Origin of the sequence: Streptomyces sp. NBC_00414 (assembly GCF_036038375.1) — a bacterium.
GTDB lineage: Bacteria > Actinomycetota > Actinomycetes > Streptomycetales > Streptomycetaceae > Streptomyces.
Genome location: NZ_CP107935.1, coordinates 9,056,498 through 9,080,164, shown reverse-complemented (window position 1 = coordinate 9,080,164; position 23,667 = coordinate 9,056,498). Strand labels below are relative to the sequence as shown.

The window sequence follows — 23,667 nt, the reverse complement described above, 5'->3', positions numbered from 1 at the left end:
CGTCAGGCGAGGGCGACGGGGCCGCGCAACGGTACGGCCAGTGCTTGCAGCGCCCTTTCGAGGCCGTGCAGATGGGTCAGGGCCGGTTCACCGCCGGAAGGATGCGGCACCGCGAGGTGTTCGTCGATCTCGCCGCGCGTCGCGTCGCGTGCGGTCAGTGACTCCACCGCTGCCTCGACCCGCCAGCAGGCGGCAGCGAGCCTCGCGTCGTGGGAGGCGTCGGGATCCGCGGCGACCGATGCCAGGCCGCGCACCTCCCGGGCGCACTGGTCCAGCAGCTCGATCACCTGACGGGCCCGCGCCCTGCGGGCCCGCAGCGGGCTGAGCGGGTGCACCAGCGGGGCCAGCGAGAGCCGTACCCGGCCCAGCAGCAGTTCCAGTTCGGCGACATACCTGGCCGGGTCCGCGGTCACGGAGCCGGCCAGCCGGGCGGCGGCCTCCGACGTGCAGGCGTGGACGCAGTGCAGGGCCCGCTGGACCCACGCGTCGGTGGTGGCGTGCGTGGTCACGGGCAGCACCGCCAGCACGGCGAGCGCGGCGCCGAGCGCCCCCGCCCCCGTCTCCATCACCCGCAGAGCGAGCAGAGCCGGATCGAGCACCCCCAGCAGCCCGTACAGCAGGCCCGCCATCACCGTCACCGCCAGCATCATCCACGTGTACGACACCGCGGCCGCGTAGAAGATGCCGAACACACAGACCGCGACGAGTCCCACGGTCGGAGCGGCGGCTCCGTCCAGCGGAACCGCGATCACCAGACCGACCGCGATACCGATGACGGTCCCCAGGACCCTTCGGAAACCGCGCACGAGGGTCTCGCCGCGCGAGGACGTGTTGACGAAGATCCACCATGCGGTGCCGACGGCCCAGTACCAGCGCTCGTGGGAGAGCACCTGGCCCGCGGCGACGGCGAACGCGCAGGCCGCCGTCGCCTGGAAGGCCTGGCGGGTGGTCGGCCGGGAAAGGCCGCGGCCGACCGCCGCAGCGGGCGCGACCGGTGACGGAGTACGCCGTTCGATGCACCACGCGCCGAACCGCACCGCCGAGGCCGCTGCCAGCGACAGGGCCATCGCGGCGTACAGCTGCGGAAGCTGGGCCGGGACGGCGTGCAGGAACTGGGTGATGAAGAAGGTCATGAACGCGAAGATGCCGAGCGCGTGGCCGCGGGGTCCCCACCGGCGGGCGTACACCCCGCAGAAGATCACCACGAGCCACATCGCGTCGCGCAGCGTCGGCACCGCGTGCAGCACGGCCGCGAGGGCCAGGACGGGGAAGCCGACGGCGGGCAGCAGGGCCGTGGTGACCGCCTGGCCGCGCACCGTCGCGTCGCCGACCGTGAACAGCGCGAGGAGCGCGGTGAGACCCCCGGTGATCGAGGCGGGCAGCGAGAGCCCGGCCAGCTCCGACAGGGCCACCGCGAGACCGATGCCGAGCACCGCCCGCAGCGAGACCCGCAGCCGTAGCAGCCCCGGATCCGGAGCCATGAACATCTTCTTCACCGTCGGCAGCCCGCCCCCACTTCGCGTCGCCCCGCCCTGAGCGCTTGACCTCGTGGGCAGGGCTCGCAGGCATGGGAAAGGCGCCGCGGTCCGGTGCGGCTTCCTTGCCGTCCGGCGCTTCACGACGCCATCAATGGCCCCACGTTATGCAGGAGACGGGCAATGGCTCAACAGGCGTCCGATCCACTGGGCCATTGGTACAGTCGAGAACGATCAGCCCAGACAGCAGGGAGACCAACGGACCATGGCCGTGGACGAACTCGACACCCGTATCCTCCGGCTGCTGCTGGAACAGCCGCGCACCAGCGTGCGGGAGTACGCGCGCGTCCTCGGTGTCGCCCGCGGCACGCTGCAGGCGAGGCTCGACCGGCTGGAACGGGACGGGGTGATCACCGGGGCGGCCCCCTCCCTGTCCCCCGCCGCCCTGGGCCACCCGGTGCTCGCGTTCGTGCACATCGAGGTCACCCAAGGGCACCTCGACGACGTGGGGGACGCGCTGGCCGCCGTGCCGGAGATCATCGAGGCGTTCTCAATCACCGGTGGCGGGGATCTGCTGACGCGGGTCGTGGCGCGCGACAACGGGCACCTTGAGGATGTGATCCAGGCGCTGATCAGTCTGCCGGGGGTCGTTCGTACGCGGACGGAGGTGGCGCTGCGCGAGCGGGTGCCGCAGCGGGTGCTGCCGCTGGTGGAGTCGATCGGCCGTGCCGCCCGGGGCTGATCATTGGCATCCTGGACCCCATGAGCAATCTCGGCGGCATCTCGGCCTCGGTCATCTTCGATCTCGACGGGACGCTCGTGGACAGCGAGCCCAACTACTTCGAGGCGGGACGCCAGACGCTCGCCGGGCAGGGCATCACGGACTTCACCTGGGCCGACCACGAGCGGTACGTCGGCATCAGCACGCAGGAGACGATCGCGCTCTGGAAGGAGCGGTACGGTCTCGACGCCTCGGCCGACGAGCTTCTCGCCGACAAGAACCGGCGGTACCTGGAGCTGGCCCGTGCGTCGACGCGGGTCTACCCGCAGATGCGCAGGTTCGTGGAGCTGTTGGCCGGTGCCGGGGTTCCGATGGCGGTGGCCTCGGGGTCGTCACGGTCGGCCATCGAGGCGATTCTGGCGGGTACGGGGCTGGGTGAGCGTCTGCGGGTCGTCGTGTCCGCGGAGGAGGTCGCCCGCGGCAAGCCCGCGCCCGACGTCTTCCTGGAGGCTGCTCGGCGGCTGGGGGCTGCGCCGGGGCGTTGTGTGGTGCTTGAGGATGCCGTGCCTGGTGTGGTTGCGGCGCGGGCGGCGGGTATGCGGTGCATCGCCGTGCCCTATGTCTTGGCGCAGGCCGATGATCCCGCGTTCGCCGCGGCGGGGTTGCTGCTGCGGGGCGGACAGGGGGAGTTCACGGCCGAGGCGGCCTATGAATGGCTTCGGGCGTCCGAGCGGGTGGCTCCGCCGGTCTGAGGTGGGGTATTGGCTTGGGTGGTGGGTGCGGGGTGCGCAGTTCCCCGCACCCCTAAGAGCAAGGGGTGGGCGTGCCGTTCTCCGCGCCCCTTCGGGGGCGCTACTTCATGCCCGATGCGTCCAGTAGCGCTGTGGCTGTTGTCGTGGTCAGGCCTGCCAGGGTTTCCGCCTTCGCGCCGGCTCGGGCGCTCGCTCCGTCGAAGACCAGGGTGAGCTGGCGGGCCAGGAGCAGCGGGTCGCGGGCGCCGCCGCGCTCGGCCTCCACGCGGAAGGCCTCGATCAGCGTGCCCTTGACGCGCAGGGCGACGACGCTCGCCGGGTGCTCGGGATCCTTGAGTTCCACCAGGGCCGACAGGTAGGGGCATCCCCGGTAGCCGTCCTCCGTCGACGCCTGTTCCAACTGCTCGAAGACGTACAGGATCTTCTCCCGGGGCGACCGGGGGTCCTCGGGGCCGAGGTGGAGCCTTCGCCCGTACTCCGGCGCCCGCCGCTCCAGGCTCGCCGCAAGCACCTCGTCCTTGCTCGCGAAGAGCTGGTACATGGAGCGCTTGGACACCCCGGCGGCCCGGCACAGCGCCTCGACGCCGAGGGAGACGCCGTCGCGGTAGAAGAGCTCCGTGGCCGCGTCCAGCAGCCGGTCCCTCGTGGATGCCTTGTCCGTGGTGGTCGCCATGGCCCGAGGCTACCTCCGTCGCGCGATCCGTTGAAACCGATCGGTCTACCGGGTGCCGGTCAGCACGCCGGTCAGGCGACCAGCTGCGGGTACAGGACCGAAAGGTCCGCCGAGAGTCCGGACTTGACCTGGCGGGTCAGGTCGTCGGCGAGGACTTCGAAGGCTCCGCTCTCGATACCGTCGAGTGCCTGGGACGCCACGTCCACGGGCGACGACTTGGGTGCGTCGATCGCCGCGGTCATGTCGGTGTCGACGTACCCGACGTGCAGCCCGGTGACGCTGATCCCGCGCGGGGCGAGGTCGAGCCGCAGGGAGTTGGTCTGGGACCAGAGCGCCGCCTTGGACGCGCTGTACGAGCCGGCCAGGCCGATCCACGACAGCACGGAGTGGACGTTCAGGATGTGCCCGCCGCCGTTGCGCTCGATCACGGGAACGAACGCCCGGGCGGTGAGCAGCGGCCCGTAGAAGTTCGTCTCGAAGTCCTTGCGCACGTCCTCGACCGGCGAGTCCAGGAACGAGGTGTGCATGGAGACACCCGCGTTGTTGATCAGGACGGTGATGTCGCCGGCCTGCTCGGCGGCGGCCGCGACGGACGCGGGGTCGGTGACCTCCAGGGCCAGCGGCACGGCCCGGGTGTCCTTGACGGTCCGCGGGTCGCGGGCGGTGGCGTACACCTTCTTCGCTCCCCGCTCGAAGAGCCCGTCCACCAACGCCTTGCCGATTCCCCTGCCGCCACCGGTGACCAGGACGACGGAACCCTCGATTGCGGTCATGACTCTCTCCGAACCTCAGCACACACGATGTGGAAACCGATCGGTTTCCCTTCCCTGAAAAGGTAAACCGATCGGTTTCACAATGCAAGCCGGACGAACGGAGGAGTGGACGGAAAACGGGAGTGGCCCCAGCTGTCACAGCTGGGGCCACTCCCGTTGACGCGTAAGTTCTACGCCCAGGTCCGCGCCTACGCTCCGCTGGCGTCGAGCATGTCCTCGCGCTCCACGAGCTTCACCCGCTCGCGCCCCTGGGGCTCCCCTAGCGCCTTCTCGGCGGCGTCAAGGCGGTACCAGCCCTCCCACGTGGTGAAGCGGACGTTCCGGTCGGTGAGGAACGCGTCCACCGACTCGGGGTCCGGTGAGGCGGGCGTCTGCAGACGGCCGCCCTCGTGGTCGGCGAGCAGGCTGGCGACCGTCTCGTTGGCGTCGCCCTTGGTGTGACCGATGAGGCCCACCGGACCGCGCCGGATCCAGCCGGTGACGTACGTCGACGTCAGGTGCTCGCCGGTCTCCTGGATCACCCGGCCGGCCTTGTCCGGGACCGTGCCGGAGTCGACGTCCCAGGGCAGCTTGGGGAGCTTGTCGGAAAGGTAGCCCACCGCGCGGTAGACCGCGCCGAGGTCCCAGTCCTTGAACTCGCCGGTGCCCTTGACGTTGCCGGTGCCGTCGAGGGCGGTGCGCTCGGTGCGCAGGCCGACGACCTTGCCGTCCTCGCCGAGGATCTCGGTCGGCGACTCGAAGAAGTGCAGGAACAGCTTGTGCCGCCGCTCGCCGACGTCGCGGATCGCCCAGTTCTCCAGGGTCTTCGCGACCATGTCGGCCTGCTTGTTGCCACGCCGGGTCGCGATCGAGCCGTCGTCGTAGTCGATGTCCTCGGGGTCGACGATGACCTCGATGTTCGGCGAGTGGTCCAGCTCCCGCAGCTCCAGCGGGCTGAACTTCGCCTGCGCCGGGCCGCGGCGGCCGAAGACGTGGACCTCCAGGGCCTTGTTGGCCTTGAGCCCTTCGTGGACGTTCGGCGGGATCTCGGTCGGCAGCAGTTCCTCCGCGGTCTTGGCGAGGATGCGGGCCACGTCGAGCGCCACGTTGCCGACGCCGAGGACGGCGACCTTCTCGGCCTCCAGCGGCCAGGTCCGCGGCACGTCCGGGTGCCCGTCGTACCAGGACACGAAGTCCGCCGCGCCGTACGAGCCTTCGAGCCCGATGCCGGGTATGTCGAGGTGCCGGTCGGCCGTCGCCCCGGTGGAGAAGATCACCGCGTCGTAGAAGGCGCGCAGGTCGTCGAGGTTGACGTCGCCCGGGTAGTCGACGTTGCCGAAGAGGCGGACCTGCGGCTTGTCGAGCACCTGGTGCAGGGCGGTGATGATGCCCTTGATGCGCGGATGGTCGGGGGCGACGCCGTAGCGGATCAGGCCGAAGGGGGCCGGCATCCGCTCGAAGAGGTCGATGGAGACACCGGGCTCGACGGCCACTGCGGACTTCAACAGCGCGTCGGCGGCGTAGATCCCGGCGGGGCCGGCTCCGACTATGGCTACCCGCAGGGGGCGAGGCATGATCAGGTTCCCTTCGAGCGGTGATCAGAAGTACTCACCGGGAGCCTAAACTAAGGTAATCCTAAGTCAGTAGTCGGGCTGGATCTATGACCCCATAAGGCCGACTTATGAGTGATATCCGTGCCCGTGCCGGTCGGCCGGCCGGTCTCCCGCCGGCCGACCGTCGCCTCAGCTGTCGTAGTCCACGGTCAGCGTCTCGGAGACCGGGTACGACTGGCAGGTCAGGACGTAGCCCGCGTCGACCTCGGCGTCCTCCAGGGCGAAGTTGCGGCGCATGTCGGCCTTGCCGTCGGTGATCAGAGCACGGCAGGTGCCGCAGACGCCACCCTTGCAGGCGAAGGGCAGATCGGGACGGGTCCGCTGGGCGCCTTCGAGCAGACTCCGGTCCCTGACCAGGGCGGAGGTGGTGGAGCGGCCGTCGAGCGTGACGGTGACCTGGCTGACGGGCCCCTGTACGGCCGCCTCCTCGTGACGTACCTCTCGTACGGGCTCGTCGTCCGCGTAGAACAGCTCCCGGTGGACGCGGTCGCCGGGCACGCCGAGGCCGGTCAGGACCCGCTGGGCGTCGACGACCATGCCGTGCGGTCCGCACAGCCACCAGTGGTCCGCCGACTTCACGTCGACCAGCGAGCCGACCAGCGCCGAGAGCCGCTCCGCGTCGAGGCGCCCGGACAGCGCCTCGGCCTCGCGGGGCTCACGGGACAGCACATGGGCGAGCTGGAAGCGGGAGGGATACAGGTCCTTCAGATCCGCCAGCTCGTCGGCGAACATCACCGTGTCCGTGCGCCGGTTGCCGTAGAAGAGGGTGACCGTGGAGCGCGGGTCCGCGGCCAGGGCGGACTCGGCGATGGAGAGCATCGGCGTGACACCGGAACCGGCCGCCACCAGCACGTGGTGGCCGGGCGCGGTGAGGTCGGGCGTGAACGTGCCGGTGGGGGCCATCACCTCGACCGTGTCGCCGGGACGCACCTCCCGCACGAGCCAGGCCGAGAACAGACCGCCCGGAACCACCCGCACACCGATGCGCGGCGCCGAACCGGCCGGTGAGCAGATCGAGTACGAGCGCCGCTCGTCCCGTCCCTCGACCTCGCGCCGCAGCGTCAGCGACTGACCGGGCGCGAAGGCGAACTCCGCCGCCAGCTCCGCCGGGATCTCGAAGCTCACGGCGGCCGCGTCCTCGCACAGCGGCTGCACGGCGGCCACGCGCAGGGAGTGGAAGGCCGGGCGGCGGCGGACACGCGGACGCACCGCCGGCGCGGCGGCGGAGGCGGCGGGCGCCGGGGCCACGGCTGGGGCGGGGGCCGCCGCCGTGGCGGACGGGGCGTCCGTCAGGCCTCGCGCCGGCTCTTCCCTCAGGCCTTCCATCAGATCTCCTTGACGTACTCGAACGGCTCGCGGCAGGCGCGGCAGCGCCACAGGGCCTTGCAGGACGTGGCGGCGAAACGGGAGGTCTCCTCGGTGTCCGCCGAACCGCAGAGCGGACATGCCACCGTGCGGCGGGTGGGAGTCAGCACGAGAGGCACCGGACCGGTGGCGTACCGGGGTGCCGCTCCCGGCGGCGCGATCCCGTGCTCGGTGAGCTTGCGCCGGCCCTCCGCAGTGATCCAGTCGCTGGTCCACGGCGGGTCCAGGACCGTACGGATCTCCACGCGCGCGTACCCCGCGCCGCGCAGCCTGGCCGCCACGTCCGCGCGCATCTCGGCCATCGCGGGACAACCCGAGTAGGTCGGTGTCAGGCTCGCGACCACGGTGCCGTCCCCGGTCGTCTCGACCCCGCGCAGCACGCCGAGGTCGGCCAGCGTGAGCATGGGCAGTTCGGGGTCCGGCACCTGCTCGGCGATGCGCCTGGCGCGTCGGAGGTCCGTCTCGACGGTCGCGCCGGTCACCATGTCGCCTCCGGGTGCGCACGGGCCACGCTCTGCAACTCGGCCAGCAGGGGCGCCAGATGCTCGGTGTGCTCCCCGGTACGGCCGGCCCCGGGCAGCGGCCGGTACACCGGCATGGGCAGCCCGGCCGCGTCGGTGACCTGCCGCAGGACGGCGACGACCTCGTCCCGTACGTCGTACGCCGTGAACAGCTCACCGAAGTAAGGGGCGACCTGCTCCATCGCCTTCCGCGCGCGGCGGTGCGACTCGTCCGTGCCGTCGCCCAGGCGCACGACCCACTCGGCCGCGTACTGCCGGTGGTAGGTCAGCTCCTTGACGCCCTTCGCCGCGACGGCCGCCAGGACCGGGTCGGGATGCGACGACAGCCCCTCGAAGTGGGCGAGCCGCCAGCTGGACAGCACCAGCAGCCGGACGATCGAGAACGCGAAGTCCCCGCCCGGCAGTTCGGCCAGCCGGACGTTCCTGAAGTCGTCCGCGTCCCGGAAGTAGGCGTACGCGTCCTCGCCGCGCCCGGTGCCGTCGGCCTGGCCCGCGCGTGCGTAGAGCAGGCGGGCCTGGCCGAGGAGGTCGAGGCCGATGTTGGCGAGTGCGACCTCCTCCTCCAGCTCGGGGGCGCGGGTGGTCCACTCGGCCAGCCGCTGGGCGCTCACCAGGGCGTCGTCGGCGAGGGCCACGCAGTCCGCGGCCAGCGACGCGGCGTCGACGCCCTCGGGCACGGTGGTGTCCACCCCGTGCAGCGGGTCCTCGAAGCCGGTGCCGTACGCCCAGCGGGTGTCGTCCTCGTGTCCCTCGGCGAGGGACAGGTAGACATGGTCGTCGCTCATGCCCTGCTCCTCAGATGTGCGGGACGTCGTCGGGGATGTCGTAGAAGGTCGGGTGGCGGTAGACCTTGTCGGCGCTCGGCGCGAAGAACGGGTCCTTCTCGTCGCGGGTGGACGCGGCGATGTGCTCGGAGCGCACCACCCAGATCGAGACGCCCTCGTTGCGGCGGGTGTAGAGGTCGCGCGCGTGGGTGAGGGCCATCGTGTCGTCGGCGGCGTGCAGGGAGCCCACATGGACGTGGTTCAGCCCGCGCTTGCCGCGCACGAAGACCTCGTACAGCGGCCAGTCGCCCCTGCCTGCGGCCGAAGCGGTGTCCGGGGTGGCGCCCGATGCGGGGCCCGGGGTGGTGTCGCTCATGCCACCGCTCCTTCACGTTCATCATCACGATCACGTTCACGCGCGCGCCGCGCCTGCTTGGCCGCGTGGGCGGTGGCCGCCTCCCGCACCCAGGCGCCGTCCTCGTGGGCGGACCTGCGCCGCTCCACCCGCTCCGCGTTGCACGGTCCGTCGCCGCCGATGACCCGCTTGAGCTCGGACCAGTCGGGGGTGCCGAAGTCGTTGCGGCCGCGCTCCGCGTTCCAGCGCAGCTCCGGGTCCGGGAGGGTCACACCCAGCTTCTCGGCCTGCGGGACGGTCATGTCGACGAACCGCTGACGCAGTTCGTCGTTGGTGTGCCGCTTGATCTTCCAGGCCATCGAGGCCGCCGAGTTGGGCGAGTCGCCGTCGGGCGGGCCGAACATCATGAGCGAGGGCCACCACCAGCGGTCCACCGACTCCTGGACCATGGCACGCTGCGCCTCGGTGCCGCGCATCATCGTCAGCAGCAGTTCGTAGCCCTGCCGCTGGTGGAACGATTCCTCCTTGCAGATCCGCACCATCGCCCGCGCGTAGGGCCCGTACGAACTCCTGCACAGCGGGACCTGGTTGCAGATCGCCGCGCCGTCCACGAACCAGCCGATCACGCCGACGTCGGCGAACGTCGGAGTCGGGTAGTTGAAGATCGACGAGTACTTCTGGCGCCCCTCGATCAGCCGCTCGGTCAGGTCCGCGCGGTCGGCGCCCAGCGTCTCGGCGGCCGAGTACAGATACAGGCCGTGCCCGGCCTCGTCCTGGACCTTGGCGAACAGGATGGCCTTGCGGCGCAGCGACGGGGCGCGGGTGATCCACTCGCCCTCGGGCTGCATTCCGATGATCTCCGAGTGCGCGTGCTGCGCGATCTGCCGGACGAGTGTCCTGCGATAGCCGTCGGGCATCCAGTCGCGGGGCTCGATCCGCTGGTCCCGCGCGATCGTCGCGTCGAAGTGCTCCTGCAACAACTGCTCCGGGAGGGCCGTCTCGGCGGAGTGTGTCGTGGTCATCGATACCAGCTTCCCTACCGACCATTCGTTCGGTATCAGTGTGACGCCTTTCTGCCGACCGGGCAAGACCCGGGCCCGATCAACGGCGCGCCCGGCGGGTGGGGCGCCCCGTCCGTCCCGAAACGGCCCTCAAGGGTGAAACAGGGTCATACGGATTCCGCGACCGAGCCGCTCGCGCGCCTTCCGCGCCGGTCGCGCGAGGCTTTCGACCGGCGTGGGAGCACAGGGTCGCCTTCGCGCCGCCCCGTGCGGCTGATCCGCACCTTCCGAGGCGCGAACACGCCCCTTTCACGCTGTTCCCGGCCGCCACCCGTGGCTGTTTGGCTTTACAGGCGGCACGCAGTGTCCAGCCGGCCTCACCACTCGGCCGCCGCCCCGCCCGTTCACGCTCCCGCGCATCACCTCTACGACCGCTCACGCATTGGGATCACGTACTCGCATGACGTATTCGGAGGACATGTGACTGCCCCGGAAAGTCCCCCCGACAGCGCCGCCGGCCCTCCCGGCGACGAGCCGCGGTTCACCAGCCTCGGCACCCGGGCCGCGCGTCAGCTCGCGACGACCACCAAGTCCGAACCGCAGATGCAGGCCATCACCTCGCGCTGGCTGCTCAAGATGCTGCCGTGGGTGGACGTCAAGGGCGGCACCTACCGGGTCAACCGGCGACTGCAGCTCCGCGTGGGCCGGGGCCGGGTGCAGTTCGACCAGAACGGCGCGGACGACATCAAGGTCATCCCCGAGACCCTCACCGAGCTGCCCGCCCTGCGCGGCTACTCCGACACGGCGGCCCTGCGGGAGATCGCCGCACGCTTCCGGGTGCGGGAGGTGCGCGCCGGCCAGGTCCTCTTCGACGCCGGACAGCCCGTGACGGAGGCCTATCTCGTCGTCCACGGCAGGTTCACCCGCTACACCCCCGGAAAGTACGGCGAGGAGGAGGTCACCGGGGTCGTCACGGACGGCGACCAGCTGGGTGACGAGGCCATCGGCCAGGAGGATCCGCGCTGGCACAACTCGGTACGGGCCGACACCGCGGGCGTGGTGCTGACCCTCAACTGGGACAGCCTCGAACAGTTCGTGGAACGCACGCCGTCCCTCGCCGCGCAGCTGGCCGCGTTCGCGGAGCGACAGAGCAAGCCCATGAACCGCAAGGGCGAGGCCGACGTCCCCATGCAGGCGGGGCACGTGGGCGAACCGACCCTCTCCGGCGGCTTCGTCGACTACGACCTCGCCCCGCGCGAGTACGAGCTGTCGCTCACCCAGACGGTCCTGCGCGTCCACACCCGGGTCGCGGACCTCTACAACAGCCCGATGAACCAGACCGAGCAGCAACTGCGCCTGGCCATCGAGGAGATCCGCGAACGCCAGGAGTGGGAGCTGGTCAACAACCGCGAGTTCGGACTGCTGCACAACATCGACAACGCCCAGCGCGTCAGCACGTTCTCCGGCCCGCCGACACCCGACGACCTCGACGAACTGCTGTCGATGCGCCGCAAGACCCGCGTGTTCCTGGCCCACCCGAAGACGATCGCCGCCTTCTTCAGGCAGTGCAACCGACGTGGTCTCGTCCCCGGCACGACCACCGTCGAAGGCCACGAGGTGCCCGCGTGGCGCGGGGTGCCGTTCCTGCCCTGCGGCAAGATCCCGATCAGCCCGCAGCACACCAGCAGCGTCATCGCGCTGCGCACCGGCGAGGCCGACCAGGGCGTCGTGGGCCTGTACCAGACCGGCATTCCCGAGGAGTACCAGCCGGGGCTCAACGTGCGGTTCATGAACATCGACACCACCGCGATCATGAACTACCTGGTCACCGCCTACTACTCGATGGCGATCCTCGTTCCCGACGCGGCGGGAATCCTGGAGAACGTCCAGGTCGGGCGGACCGCGGAGTGAGCGCCCCGCCCGTGTCCGGTCCGGCGCCGCGGCTGCCCGGGCCGCCGAATCTCGCCCGCGCCACCACGAGCCGCCGGGGCGGCGCGGTGCCCGGGCTGCGGTACCGGCCCGCCGTGCCGGCGGACCCGGAGAAGGCCGCGGAGATCGACGGCAGGCTGGAGGCCTGGGCCCGTTCGCTGGACCTGTTCCCGCAGAGCTGGACGGGGGACTTCGCGGGGTTCCAGTGCGGCCGGGCGGTCGTGCTCCAGCACCCCGGCGCGATCAGCCTCGACCACCTCACGGCGGCCGGGAAACTGCTGCTCGCCGAGAACGTCGTCGACGACTGCTACTGCGAGGAGGTCGAGGGCAGGGGCGGCGCCTCACGCGGGCTGGGCGGGCGGCTGATCATGGCCCAGTCCGCCCTCGATCCGTACCACGGCACTCCCGAGCTGGAGGAGGAGTGGCGCCGCGGCATGGACGCCGACGGCCCGCTGCGCTCGTACCACCACGCCTTGCGGGACTACGGCGAGCTCGCCACGCCCAGCCAGACCGACCGGATCGTGCACGACCTGGCCCGGCTGCACATGGGCTATCTCGCGGAGGCCGCCTGGTCCGAGATCCGGTACGTGCCGCGGGTCTGGGAGTACCTGGTGATGCGGCAGTTCAACAACTTCCGGCCCTGTCTGTCGATCGTGGACGCGGTGGACGGCTACGAACTGCCCGAAGCCCTGTACGCCCGGCCCGAGATCCAGCGGATCACGGCGCTCGCGTGCAACGCCACCACGATCGTCAACGACCTGTACTCCTTCACCAAGGAACTGGCCTCCGACCCCACCCATCTGAACCTGCCCCAGGTCATCGCCGCCAACGAGCGGTGCGGGCTGAAGGCCGCCTATCTGGAGGCCGTCGAGATCCACAACAGAATCATGGAAGCGTTCGAGGAGGAATCGGCGGCCCTGTCCGCCACCTCACCCCTTGTCGCGCGCTACGCCGAGGGCCTGGCCTCGTGGGTGTCCGGAAACCACGAATGGCACTCGACCAACTCCCACCGCTACCACCTGCCCAACTACTGGTGACGACGGCTGTCCCGGCCCACCACCATCGCGCCACGAGGAGTGCACACTTGACCATCGCCGACGCCGAGACCACGACAGCACCGGTGCCGAGTCAGTCCACGTACCAGAGCCGCGTCGCGGACTACTGGAACGCCGAGGAGAACCCGGTCAACCTCGAACTGGGGAAGCTCGACGACCTCTATCACCATCACTACGGCATCGGAGCCGTCGACCGGTCCGTGCTCGACCAGGGCTCCGGCTCGGACCCTGACAGGGTCACCGCCGAACTGCACCGGCTGGAACAGGCCCAGGCCGATCTGCTCGCCTCCCAGCTGGGCGACCTCTCCCCCGCCGACCGTGTCTTCGACGCCGGCTGCGGGCGCGGCGGCGGCAGCGTGGTGGCCCATCTGCGATACGGCTGCCACGCCGACGGTGTGACGCTCTCCAGGAAACAGGCCGACTTCGCCAACGAACAGGCCCGCAAGCGGAGCATCGACCAACAGGTGCGCTACCACCACCGGAACATGCTCGACACCGGGCTGGACACCGGCGCGTACGCGGCTTCCTGGAACAACGAGTCCACCATGTACGTGGAGTTGGACCTGCTCTTCGCCGAGCACGCCCGTCTGCTGCGCCGCGGGGGCCGCTATGTGACGATCACCGGCTGCTACAACGACACCTACGGGCGGGCCTCCCGTGAGGTGTCGCTCATCAACGCGCACTACATCTGCGACATCCATCCGCGCTCGGAGTACTTCCGCGCGATGGCCCGCAATCGCCTCGTACCCGTCCATGTGCAGGATCTCACCGCCGACACGATCCCCTACTGGGAGCTGCGCCGGCAGGCCCGCCATCTGGTCACCGGCATCGAGGAAACGTTCCTGAACGCCTACCGGAACGGCAGTTTCCAGTACCTGCTCATCGTGGCCGACCGCGTCTGACGGACGGCCGGTGGGCTGACGCCGGCCGCCCCGCCCGCCGTGATCGGCGGGCGGGGCGGCCAGGGCCGTTCGGAACGTCAGGCGGCCTCCGCTGCCTTCGTCGCGTCCCGTTGCACCCCGTCGCGGTGGATTGGGGTTCCTGAGCCCGTGAGGGGAGCCCCCGTTCCGCCGCGCCGGGCCGCGACGATCTCCGCGGCGATGGACAGGGCCGTCTCCTCGGGCGTACGGGCCCCGAGGTCGAGGCCGATCGGCGACCGCAGCCGCGCCAACTCCGCCTCCGTCAGACCGACTTCACGCAGTCGCCGGTCACGGTCCGCGTGGGTGCGGCGCGAGCCCATCGCTCCGACGAACGCGACCGGCAACCGCAGGGCCTGCTCCAGCAGCGGGATGTCGAACTTGGCGTCGTGGGTGAGCACGCACAGCACCGTGCGCCCGTCGGTGGCGGTGCCCCGCAGATAGCGGTGCGGCCAGTCGACGACCAGGTCGTCGGCCTCGGGGAAGCGGGCCCGGGTGGCGAACACGGGACGGGCGTCGCACACCGTCACGTGGTAGCCGAGGAACTTGCCGGCCCGGACGAGCGCCGCCGCGAAGTCGATCGCTCCGAACACGATCATCCGCGGCGGCGGCACGTTCGACTCGACGAGCAGGGTGAGCCCGCCGGGACAGTTCGTGCCGTCCTCCGAGAGGTCGAGGGTGCCGGTGCGTCCGCCGTCCAGCATCGCCCGCGCCTCGGCCGCCGCCGTCCGGTCCAGCTCCGTGGCACCACTGTCGAACGACCCCTCGTACGAGCCGTCGGGATGCACCAGCAGGGCCTTGCCCAGGAGTTCGGCCGGGCCCCGGACGACCCGGGCGAGGGCCCTGGGTTCGCCCGAGGCGGCAGCCGACAGGGCCGAACGGAACACCTCACGGGCAGGTGCTTCCGCGCCGACCGGGGTGATCATGATGTCGAGCACCCCGCCGCAGGTCAGGCCGACCGCGAAGGCGTCCTCGTCGCTGTAGCCGAACCGCTCGACGACGCTCTCCCCGTCCTGCAGCGCCTGCACGCACAGGTCGTAGACCGCGCCTTCCACGCAGCCGCCGGAGACCGAGCCGATGACCGTGCCCTCGCTGTCGACCGCGAGGGCCGCGCCCGGACCGCGCGGCGCGCTGCCGCCGACGGCCACCACGGTGGCCACCGCGAACTCGCGGCCCTCCTCGACCCAGCGGGACAGCTCGTCGGCGATGTCAAGCATCCGGGCCTGCCGTGAGCACGCGGTCCGGCCTGATCGGCAGGGTGCGGTGACGTACGCCGGTCGCGTGCCAGACGGCGTTGGCGATCGCCGCCGCGGCCCCGACGATGCCGATCTCGCCGATGCCCTTGATCCCGACCGGGTCGTCCGGGTCCGGGTCGTCCACCCAGTCCGCCTCGATGAGCGGTACGTCGGCGTTGCTGGCCACGTGATAGCCCGCGAGGTCGCCGCCGTAGAGGGCGCCGGTGTTCTGGTCCCGCACCGCCTCCTCGTGCAGGGCCATGGAGATGCCCCAGATCATTCCGCCGATGAACTGGCCACGGGCCGTGAGCGGGTTGACGATGCGCCCGGCGGCGAAGATGCCGAGCATGCGGCGTACGCGCACCTCTCCGGTGGTCACGTCGACGGCGACCTCGGCGAACTGTGCTCCGAAGGAGTGCCGTTCCTTCTGGGAAAGGGCTCCGATGGCGGCGGTGGTGTCCGACCGTACGGTGATGCCCTCCGGCGGGATGCCGTCGCTCAGGGCGACCCGCTCCCGCAGTTCGTCGGCCGCGGCCGTGACCGCCCAGGCCCACGACCGGGTGCCCATCGAGCCACCCGCGATCATCGCCGGGCCGAAGTCGCTGTCCCCGATGTGCACCCGCACGCGGTCGGTCGGTACCTGGAGCGCGTCGGCGGCGACCAGGGTGAGCGCCGTGCGTGCCCCGGTGCCGATGTCCGCGGCGTTGATCCGCACGGTGAAGGTGCCGTCGGCCTCGGCGGTCGCGGCGGCGGTGGACGGCATCGCTCCCGCGAAGAAGGAGGCCGCCGCCGTGCCGGTGCCCAGCAGCCAGCGTCCGTCCCTGCGCAGGCCCGGACGGGGGTCCCGGTCGGCCCAGCCGAACCTGCGGGCACCCTCCTGGAAGCAGGCGGGCAGGTTGCGGCTGCTGAACGGCAGTCCGGAGACCGGACCCGCCGCGGGCTCGTTGCGCACGCGCAGCTCGATCGGGTCGATGCCGGTCTTCTCGGCGAGCTCGTCGAGCGCCGACTCCAGCGCGAACGATCCGGGCGCCTCGCCGGGAGCGCGCATGAACGTCGGACTCGGCACATCGAGCCGTACGACCCGGTTGGCGGTGTGGTGGGCGGGGGCGTCGTACATGACCCGCGCGGGGCCCGCGCCCGACTCGATGAACTCGTACACGGTCGAGGTGAGGCTCAGGCAGCTGTGCTCCAGCGCGCGCAGCCGTCCGTCGGCGTCGGCGCCGAGCCGGACCCGCTGGGTCGTGGGGCTGCGGTAGCCGGCGAGCGAGAACATCTGACGGCGGGTCATGACGACCCGGACGGGGCGCGACAGGACGGTCGCGGCCATCACCGCGGCCACCTGGTGGGCGCGGACGCCCTTGCTGCCGAAGCCGCCGCCGACGTGCTCGGAGCGCACGTGCACCGAGGCCGGGTCGAGGGAGAAGAGACTCGCGAGTTCGGCCGCGACCCAGATCGTGCCCTGGTTGGAGTCCACGACCTCCAGCCGGCCTCCGTCCCACAGGGCGGTCGCCGCGTGGGGCTCCATCGAGTTGTGGTGCTCCTCCGGCGTGGAGTACTCGGCGTCCAGGACGACGGCGGACGCGGCCAGTTCGGCGTCGAGGTCGCCCTTCTCCGTCACCCCCGGTCCGCCGGGGCCGGGGATCGAGTACGCGTCCGGGTGCTCTTTGGCGAAGGTGACGTCGTGCGCCTCCTCCTCGTAGTGCACGACCAGCGCCTCGGCGGCCTCCCTGGCCTGCTCGGAGGTCTCGGCGACGACCAGCGCCACCGGCCATCCCGCGTGCGGCACCCGGTCGTGCTGGAAGACGGCGATGGTCGGGTCCGGCGGCATACCGAGCATGCCGACGTAGTCGGTCTCGACCCGCGGGGCGTTCCCGTGGTGCAGGACTGCCAGCACGCCCGGCATCTCCAGGACCGGACCGTCCTCGACCGAGCTGACACGGCCACGGGTGACCGTCGACAGCACGAGCCAGCCGTGGGCCAGGTCGGTGAAGGGGATCTCGGCCGCGTAGCGGGCCGCTCCGGTGACCTTGTCCCGGCCCTCCACACGGGTGTGCGCGGTGCCGACGGCCTGTACCGCCCTGATCCCGGTCGTGGTGGTGGTCATCGGGCGGCCTCCTCGGCGAGCTCGCTCAGCACGGCGACGACGAGGTTGCGCATGAGTGTCACCTTGTATCCGTTGTGCGGCAGCGGCCGGGCGGCCGCCAGTTCGGCGTCGGCGGCAGCGGCGAACGCCTCGGCGTCGACCGGTCCGCCGGTGAGGGCCCGTTCGGCCGCGTGGGCCCGCCACGGCCGGGACGCGACGGCCCCGAAGGCCAGGCGCACCTCGTGCACGACGCCGTCCCGGACGTCGAGCGCGGCGGCGATCGAGCCGATCGCGAAGGCGTACGAGGCCCGCTCGCGCACCTTGCGGTAGCGGGAGTTGGCGGCCACCGGGGCGGGTGGCAGGACGACGCCGGTGATCAGGGCGCCCGGCGGCAGGGCGGTCTCCAGGTGCGGGGTGTCGCCCACCGGGAGGTAGAACTCGGTGAGGGGCAGCTCGCCCGGTCCGTCGGCCGTCTCGTAGGTGACGACGGCGTCGAAGGCCGTCAGTGCCACGCCCAGGTCGGAGGGGTGGGTGGCCACGCAGTGGTCGGAGGCGCCCAGGATCGCGTGGTTGTGGTGCTCGCCCTCGATCGCGGGGCAGCCGCTGCCGGGGTCCCGCTTGTTGCACGGCTTGGACACGTCGGCGAAGTAGCCGCAGCGGGTGCGCTGCAGCAGGTTCCCGCCGACGGTCGCCATGTTGCGCAGCTGCCCGGAGGCGCCTGCCAGTACCGCCTGGGTCAGGGCCGGGTAGCGACGGCGCACGTCGGGGTGCGCGGCGAGGTCGCTGTTGGTGACGGTCGCGCCGATGCGCAGTCCGCCGTCCTCGGTCGACTCGATGCGGTCCAGCGGGAGTTCACGTACGTCGACGAGCCGGCCGGGCCGCTCGACGCCGGTCTTCATCAGGTCGACGAGGTTGGTGCCGCCGCCGAGGAAGCGGGCGTCCGGGTCGGCGTCGAGGAGCGCGAGGGCTCCTGAGACGTCGACCGCGCGCTGATATCCGAACTCCTTCATGCCGCTGCCCCTTCGTGCTCGGTGCCCTGCGCGTCCTGGGCGGCTCGCGCGTGGGCGTCGGCCTCGGCCGCGCGGGCGACCGCCTGCACGATCGAGACGTACGCGCCGCAGCGGCAGAGGTTGCCGCTCATGCGCTCGCGGATCTCCTCGGCTGTCAGCGGCGGTGGCCCGGCTTCGGGGCGTACGTCGTCGGTGACGGCGCTCGGCCATCCGGCGGCGTGCTCCTCGATCACCGCGACGGCCGAACAGATCTGGCCAGGTGTGCAGTAGCCGCACTGGTAGCCGTCGAGGTCGAGGAACGCCTGCTGCACGGCGTGCAGCTGATCGCCCTCGGCGACGCCTTCGATGGTGGTGATCTCGCGGCCTTCGGCCGCCACCGCCAGTTGCAGACAGGACACGGTCCGGCGTTTGTCGAGCAGGACGGTACATGCCCCGCATTGCCCCTGGTCACAGCCTTTTTTGGTGCCGGTCATATCGAGGCGCTCGCGCAGTGCGTCGAGCAGGGTGGTGCGGTGGTCGACGGTCAGCGTGTGCTTCTCGCCATTGATGTTCAAAGTGACGGCGCTGTACGTCGACGAGGGCGCTGTGGCCATGATCAGCCTTCTTTCGCATTCCCGGACCACCCCACGAGGACGGTCCGGCAGGCAGAGAGAACGGAAAACGCTAAGACGTGTCGGGTGGGGGGATGCCACCGCGTGTAGCGGTGACGGGCCAGAAGCGTGCAGGATGCAAGGAGGGAGGGCCGCGGCCGACCACCACCTGTCCAGGCCGGACGACTCGCCGGTAAGGTGTACCTAACCGGACAGTTGTCCGCTCACCGGAAAAACGTAACGGACACTTGTCCGCTTAGCAAGGACGGGATTCGGCCACGAACCCGCGAGGAGGACGCGTGCAGCACAAGAAGGACGCACCTCTGCGCTCGGACGCGCAGCGGAATCGCGAGCGCATCCTGGAAGTGGCCCTGGCCGAGCTGACCCACTGCGCGGACGCCCCGCTCAGCGTCATCGCCAAGAAGGCGGGCGTCGGGCAGGGCACGTTCTACCGCAACTTCCCCAACCGCGAGGCGCTAGTCCTGGAGATCTACCGCCACGAGATGCAGCAGGTCGCCGCCGCCGCGTGCGAGCTGCTCGGGGCCCACGAGCCCGAGCGGGCGCTGCGCGAGTGGATGGACCATCTCGCCCGGTTCGCCATGACCAAGGCGGGTCTGGCGGACGCGATCCGGCAGGCCACCAGCGCGCCGGGCAGCCCGGCGAAACCGGAACCCACTCCGGTGGCGTCCGCGGCGGACCTCCTGCTCCACGCCAACGAGGAGGCCGGCACCATCCGCCCGGGGGTGACCTCGGACGACTTCTTCCTCGCCATCGCCGGTCTCTGGCAGATCGACCCCCACGGGGACTGGCAGCCGCGCGCGGCCCGCCTCCTCGACTTCGTCATGGACGGACTGCGCGCGGGGGCCCCGGGCCGGTGAGCGCCGGTTCCCGGTGGTCTCAGGACAGGGGTTCCTCCCGCAGGGCGCCCCAGTCCCCGGAGCCGACCTGGTGGAACAGGGTCGCGGTGACCGCGGCCAGGCCGGTCCAGCCGGTCTGGTGGGAGGCGCCGAGGCCGGCGCCGTTGTCGCCGTGGAAGTACTCGTAGAAGAGCAGCAGGTCCTGCCAGTGCGGGTCCTTGGCGAACTTCGCCTGGGCACCGTGCACCGGGCGGTGGCCGTCGGGGCCGCGCAGGAACGTCGCGGTGAGTCGGCCGGAGATCTCACGGGCGACCTCGTAGAGGGTCATCCGGTGTCCCGAGCCGGTCGGGCACTCCACGGTGAAGTCCTCACCGTGGTAGGCGTGCAGGTTCAGCAGGGCGCGGATCAGCAGGATGTTGACCGGGAACCACACCGGGCCGCGCCAGTTGGAGTTGCCGCCGAACATGCCCGAGTCCGACTCGGCGGGCAGATAGCCGACACCGTACGTCCGGTCCTTCACCCGGAAGCTGTACGGGTGGGCGGCGTGGTGGCGGGAGAGCGAGCGGATGCCGTACGGGCCGAGGAACTCCTCCTCGTCGAGCATGCGGGCCAGGACGCGCCGGAGCCGGTCCTCGCCGAACAGGGCGAACAGATGCCGTCCGCGCACGCCGGGTCCCACTGTGCGCTGGGAGGAGATGACGGCCTGCACGGACGGGTGGCGATCGATGAACGCCTTCGCTCCGGTGACCAGTTCGGGGAACCGCTGGTCGGCCCAGCCGCCGACCACACTGGTGGCGGCGAGCGGGATCAGGCCGACCATGGAGCGGACCCTGAGCCGGACGGCCTCGCCGTCGGGCAGCCGCAGGACGTCGTAGAAGAAGCCGTCCTCCTCGTCCCACAGGCTCTCGTTGTCCTTGCCGATGCGGTTCGTGGCGACCGCGATCCACGCGAAGTGCTCGAACAGTGTCTGCGCCTGCTCGACGTACACCTGGTTGTCGACGGCCAGTTCGATGGCGATCTCCAGGAGGTTCTGGCAGTACAGCGCCATCCAGGCCGTCCCGTCGGCCTGGTCGATCTGGCCGCCGGTCGGCAGGGGTGCGCTGCGGTCGAAGACACCGATGTTGTCGAGGCCGAGGAAGCCGCCCTGGAAGACGTTGTTGCCGTCGACGTCCTTGCGGTTGAGCCACCAGGTGAAATTCTTCATCAGCTTGTGGAACGAGTTCTCCAGGAAGGCGCGGTCACCATGGCCGGTGCGCTGCTTCTCCAGTTCGTGGACGAAGAGGGTGGCCCAGGCGTGCACCGGCGGGTTGACGTCGCCGAAGTTCCATTCGTACGCGGGGATCTGGCCGTTGGGGTGGAGGTAGAGGCGGCGCAGGAGCAGGTCCAGCTGGCCCTTGGCGAACCCGATGTCGACCATGGCCAGGGCGAGGGTGTGGAAGGCGAGGTCCCAGGCCGCGAACCACGGGTACTCCCAGGTGTCCGGCATCGACATGATGTCGTCGTTGACCATGTGGTACCAGGTGCTGTTGCGCAGGCGGGGGTCGGCGGCGAGCGGGTCGACGCCGTGCTCGGCCAGCCAGCGCTCGACGTCGAGGTGGTAGTACTGCTTGCTCCACAGCATCCCGGCCAGTGCCTGCCGGACCAGCCGCCGCTCGTCCTCGCTCGTCCCGTCCGGGGTGACTCCTTCGTAGAAGGTGTCGGCCTCGGCCCTGCGGGTGTCCAGCACCTCGGCGAACTGCGCCCAGGGGTCCCCGAGTTCGGCGTCGGTCAGACGCAGGCGGATGCGGGCGCTCCCGCCGCCGGGCACGGTGAGCACGCTGTGCAGGGCCGCCTTGGTGCCGGTCCCGGCGGGGTCGACGGCCGCCGTGTCGCCGTGGACGACGTGCCTGCCGATGCCGTCCTTGACGTACGGGGTGAGGTTCGGACTGCCGAAGACGCGCTCGTCGTTGGTCTCGTTCCCCGTGAACAGCGCCGGGGCGTCCGTGTCGCAGTACAGGCGGCGCGTGCCCAACTCCTCGTGCTCGGCCAGGATTCCGCCGGGCATCCGCCGCAGGTCCGGCACGGCGGTGCCGCCGGCCCAGGACCAGGTGTGGCGGAACCAGAGGGTCGGCAGCAGATGGAGCGTGGCCTCGTCCGGACCCCGGTTGTGCGCGGTGATCTCGACCAGCAGGTCCTCCGGTCCCGCCTTCGCGTACTCGACGAACACGTCGAAGTAGCGGTCCTCGTCGAAGACCCCGGTGTCCAGCAGCTCGTACTCGAAGTCCTTGCGGCCCCGGGCCCGGTTGGTGGCGACGAGGTCACCGTAGGGGAACTCGCCCTGCGGGTACTTGTAGAGGAACTTCATGTACGAGTGCGTGGGGGTGCTGTCGAGGTAGAAGTAGTACTCCTTGACGTCCTCGCCGTGGTTGCCCTCGCCGTTGGTGAGGCCGAACATCCGCTCCTTGAGGATCGGGTCGCGGCCGTTCCACAGGGCCAGGGCGAAGCACAGCCGCTGCTTGTCGTCGCTGACGCCCGCGATGCCGTCCTCGCCCCAGCGGTAGGCGCGCGAGCGCGCCTGGTCGTGGGTGAAGTGTCCCCAGGCCTCCCCGTCGGGGCTGTAGTCCTCGCGGACCGTCCCCCACTGCCGCTCGCTCAGGTACGGCCCCCAGCGCCGCCAGGGCGCTGTGCCCTCGTCGGCCTCGGCCAGTCGTTGCCGCTCGACGTCCGGTGCGCCGCTGTCCGTCGTCATCGCCCGTCCTCCTCACAGCCCGGCACGTGCGTCCAGACTCGGACGGTTCGGGCCGGGCGGCAATGGTCCTCGGGCCGTAAGCGCTCAGACGGGGCGGTCCCACAGGACGTGCAGGCTCTGCGGCTTACGGAAGACCAGTCCGTACGGGGTGGTGGGGCGGGCCGGGTCGAGGCGCAGGGCGGGGAGGCGTTCGAGCAGGCGCTGGAGGGCGATACGGGCCTCCAGGCGGGCGAGGTGCGCGGCGAGGCAGTAGTGCGGGCCGTGGGCGAAGGCCAGTTGGAGGCGCGCGTTCTCACGGCGGACGTCGAACCTGTCGGGGTCGGGGAAGACGGCCGGGTCCCGGTTGGCCCCGGTCAGGGAGACGGTGACCAGGTCGCCCCGGCGGACGGTGGCTGGGCCGAGGACGGTGTCCCGGGTGGCGTAGCGGTCCACGACCGCCGCGCCCGGTTCGAGTCGCAGCGACTCCTCGATCGCACCGTCCAGCAGGTTCATGTCGGCCCGGACGAGGGCGAGTTGGTCGGGGTGCCGCAGCAGATGCAGCAGCGCGTTGGTGATCATCCCCTCGGTGGTCTCGATGCCGCCGAACATCAGGACCGCGGCGTTGGACGCCACCTCGGGCACTGTCAGGCGCCCGGCGGCGGAGACGAGGAGCGAGGCCGCGTTCCGGTCGGCGACGGTGGCTTCCACGGCCGCCCGCAGCTGGGCGTAGGCGGCGGTGCCGGCGGGGCCCGCCGCCTGTCCGGCGGTGATGTCCGAGACCGACGCCACGATGGAGTCGTACCAGGACAGGACCGTGGCGGTGCTCGTGCCGACCAGCCCGAGCGCCTCGGTGACGACGGCGACCGCGAGCGGACCGGCGAAGGCACGGCGCAGGTCGACGGTGCCGGCCGGGGCCAGCTCGGTGATGAGCCGGTCGGTCTTCCCCTCGATGAACGAGGCGAAGCCCTCATGGACCGCCCGGGGGCGGAAGGGGGCGGTGAAGGGCTCACGGTGGCGGGCGTGCGGGTCGCCGTCCAGGGAGAGCATGCTCGGTCCGACGACCTGTGCGGTGGAGAACCGGGGGTCGTCGACCGTGAAGGTCTCGGCGTCCTTCATCACGCTCAGCGCGAGGTCACGGCGGGTCACCAGCCAGCCGTCCAGCTCGGGCAGCCAGGACACGGGCTCGTGCGCACGGAGCAGCGCCAGTCGTGCGTGGGGGTCCTGGCTGAGTTCGGCGAGCGTGGTCGCCGCACCGAGCGGGAAGGAACCGACGGCGTTCATCGGGCGGTCCG

21 protein-coding genes are annotated in these 23,667 nt (G+C 71.1%); 6 read left to right on the top strand and 15 right to left on the bottom strand.

Translation table 11 applies throughout. The features are described from left to right. Nucleotides 1–2 precede the first annotated feature (2 nt). Nucleotides 3–1,487: an FUSC family protein gene (locus OHS59_RS38945; protein WP_328498027.1), complete on the bottom strand. Its 1,485-nt coding sequence runs from the start codon at nt 1,485–1,487 to the stop codon at nt 3–5. A 253-nt stretch (nt 1,488–1,740) separates the two neighbouring features. Here OHS59_RS38945 and OHS59_RS38940 point away from each other — a divergent pair, with 253 nt between their 5' ends. Next, nucleotides 1,741–2,217, top strand: a complete 477-nt coding sequence (locus OHS59_RS38940) for an Lrp/AsnC family transcriptional regulator (protein WP_328498026.1) — start codon at nt 1,741–1,743, stop codon at nt 2,215–2,217. A gap of 20 nt (nt 2,218–2,237) precedes the next feature. Next, entirely contained in the window at nt 2,238–2,948 is a 711-nt protein-coding gene (locus OHS59_RS38935; protein ID WP_328498025.1) for an HAD family hydrolase, read from the top strand. Nucleotides 2,949–3,048: 100 nt separating this feature from the next. Here OHS59_RS38935 and OHS59_RS38930 read toward each other — a convergent pair whose 3' ends face one another. The 8 genes from OHS59_RS38930 to paaA form a co-directional block, all read right to left on the bottom strand. Further along, complete coding sequence (locus OHS59_RS38930) at nt 3,049–3,621, bottom strand: TetR/AcrR family transcriptional regulator (protein ID WP_328498024.1); 573 nt, start codon at nt 3,619–3,621, stop codon at nt 3,049–3,051. A gap of 71 nt (nt 3,622–3,692) precedes the next feature. After that, the gene (locus OHS59_RS38925; RefSeq protein ID WP_328498023.1) at nt 3,693–4,394 is read right to left on the bottom strand and encodes an SDR family oxidoreductase; all 702 of its coding nucleotides are present in this window, start codon (nt 4,392–4,394) and stop codon (nt 3,693–3,695) included. Between the two features lie 188 nt (nt 4,395–4,582). Beyond that, nucleotides 4,583–5,947: an FAD-dependent oxidoreductase gene (locus OHS59_RS38920; protein ID WP_328498022.1), complete on the bottom strand. Its 1,365-nt coding sequence runs from the start codon at nt 5,945–5,947 to the stop codon at nt 4,583–4,585. Between the two features lie 168 nt (nt 5,948–6,115). Continuing rightward, complete coding sequence (gene paaE, locus OHS59_RS38915) at nt 6,116–7,312, bottom strand: 1,2-phenylacetyl-CoA epoxidase subunit PaaE (RefSeq protein WP_328498021.1); 1,197 nt, start codon at nt 7,310–7,312, stop codon at nt 6,116–6,118. Then, on the bottom strand, nt 7,312–7,836 hold the full coding sequence (paaD, locus tag OHS59_RS38910; protein ID WP_328498020.1) for a 1,2-phenylacetyl-CoA epoxidase subunit PaaD: 525 nt from the start codon (nt 7,834–7,836) through the stop codon (nt 7,312–7,314). The genes paaE and paaD overlap by 1 nt, the downstream gene beginning before the upstream one ends. Next, nucleotides 7,830–8,657 (bottom strand): 1,2-phenylacetyl-CoA epoxidase subunit PaaC, encoded by an 828-nt coding sequence (gene paaC / locus OHS59_RS38905; protein ID WP_328498019.1) that lies wholly within the window; start codon nt 8,655–8,657, stop codon nt 7,830–7,832. Before paaC ends, paaD begins: the two co-directional genes overlap by 7 nt. A 10-nt stretch (nt 8,658–8,667) precedes the next feature. After that, nucleotides 8,668–9,012 carry a 1,2-phenylacetyl-CoA epoxidase subunit PaaB gene (gene paaB, locus OHS59_RS38900; RefSeq protein WP_328498018.1) on the bottom strand — a complete coding sequence of 115 codons (345 nt, stop codon included), beginning with the start codon at nt 9,010–9,012 and terminating at the stop codon, nt 8,668–8,670. Continuing rightward, nucleotides 9,009–10,013: a 1,2-phenylacetyl-CoA epoxidase subunit PaaA gene (gene paaA, locus OHS59_RS38895; protein ID WP_328498017.1), complete on the bottom strand. Its 1,005-nt coding sequence runs from the start codon at nt 10,011–10,013 to the stop codon at nt 9,009–9,011. Before paaA ends, paaB begins: the two co-directional genes overlap by 4 nt. Nucleotides 10,014–10,472: 459 nt before the next feature. Here paaA and OHS59_RS38890 point away from each other — a divergent pair, with 459 nt between their 5' ends. From OHS59_RS38890 to OHS59_RS38880, 3 genes are read left to right on the top strand one after another with little or no spacing between them, the layout of a single operon-like run. Then, nucleotides 10,473–11,903 carry a family 2B encapsulin nanocompartment shell protein gene (locus OHS59_RS38890; protein WP_328498016.1) on the top strand — a complete coding sequence of 477 codons (1,431 nt, stop codon included), beginning with the start codon at nt 10,473–10,475 and terminating at the stop codon, nt 11,901–11,903. Then, on the top strand, nt 11,900–12,958 hold the full coding sequence (locus OHS59_RS38885; RefSeq protein WP_328498015.1) for a family 2 encapsulin nanocompartment cargo protein terpene cyclase: 1,059 nt from the start codon (nt 11,900–11,902) through the stop codon (nt 12,956–12,958). Before OHS59_RS38890 ends, OHS59_RS38885 begins: the two co-directional genes overlap by 4 nt. Before the next feature lie 47 nt (nt 12,959–13,005). Next, nucleotides 13,006–13,878 (top strand): geranyl diphosphate 2-C-methyltransferase, encoded by an 873-nt coding sequence (locus OHS59_RS38880; protein ID WP_328498014.1) that lies wholly within the window; start codon nt 13,006–13,008, stop codon nt 13,876–13,878. A gap of 77 nt (nt 13,879–13,955) precedes the next feature. Here the strand turns inward: OHS59_RS38880 and OHS59_RS38875 are convergent, their stop codons facing one another. Genes OHS59_RS38875 through OHS59_RS38860 form a run of 4 tightly spaced genes read right to left on the bottom strand, consistent with a single transcriptional unit; the run spans nt 13,956 to nt 18,814 of the window. Then, nucleotides 13,956–15,110 (bottom strand): XdhC/CoxI family protein, encoded by a 1,155-nt coding sequence (locus tag OHS59_RS38875; RefSeq protein ID WP_328498013.1) that lies wholly within the window; start codon nt 15,108–15,110, stop codon nt 13,956–13,958. Then, on the bottom strand, nt 15,103–17,232 hold the full coding sequence (locus OHS59_RS38870; protein ID WP_328498012.1) for a xanthine dehydrogenase family protein molybdopterin-binding subunit: 2,130 nt from the start codon (nt 17,230–17,232) through the stop codon (nt 15,103–15,105). Before OHS59_RS38870 ends, OHS59_RS38875 begins: the two co-directional genes overlap by 8 nt. After that, nucleotides 17,229–18,221: an FAD binding domain-containing protein gene (locus tag OHS59_RS38865; protein WP_328498011.1), complete on the bottom strand. Its 993-nt coding sequence runs from the start codon at nt 18,219–18,221 to the stop codon at nt 17,229–17,231. The genes OHS59_RS38870 and OHS59_RS38865 overlap by 4 nt, the downstream gene beginning before the upstream one ends. Next, complete coding sequence (locus OHS59_RS38860; protein ID WP_328498010.1) at nt 18,218–18,814, bottom strand: (2Fe-2S)-binding protein; 597 nt, start codon at nt 18,812–18,814, stop codon at nt 18,218–18,220. The genes OHS59_RS38865 and OHS59_RS38860 overlap by 4 nt, the downstream gene beginning before the upstream one ends. A 296-nt stretch (nt 18,815–19,110) precedes the next feature. On the opposite strand from OHS59_RS38860, the gene OHS59_RS38855 reads away from it, so the two are divergent. Then, entirely contained in the window at nt 19,111–19,689 is a 579-nt protein-coding gene (locus OHS59_RS38855) for a TetR/AcrR family transcriptional regulator (protein WP_328498009.1), read from the top strand. Between the two features lie 19 nt (nt 19,690–19,708). Here the strand turns inward: OHS59_RS38855 and OHS59_RS38850 are convergent, their stop codons facing one another. After that, nucleotides 19,709–22,396: an MGH1-like glycoside hydrolase domain-containing protein gene (locus OHS59_RS38850; protein ID WP_328498008.1), complete on the bottom strand. Its 2,688-nt coding sequence runs from the start codon at nt 22,394–22,396 to the stop codon at nt 19,709–19,711. Nucleotides 22,397–22,480: 84 nt separating this feature from the next. Then, nucleotides 22,481–23,656 carry a cytochrome P450 gene (locus tag OHS59_RS38845; protein WP_328498007.1) on the bottom strand — a complete coding sequence of 392 codons (1,176 nt, stop codon included), beginning with the start codon at nt 23,654–23,656 and terminating at the stop codon, nt 22,481–22,483. Nucleotides 23,657–23,667 lie beyond the last annotated feature (11 nt).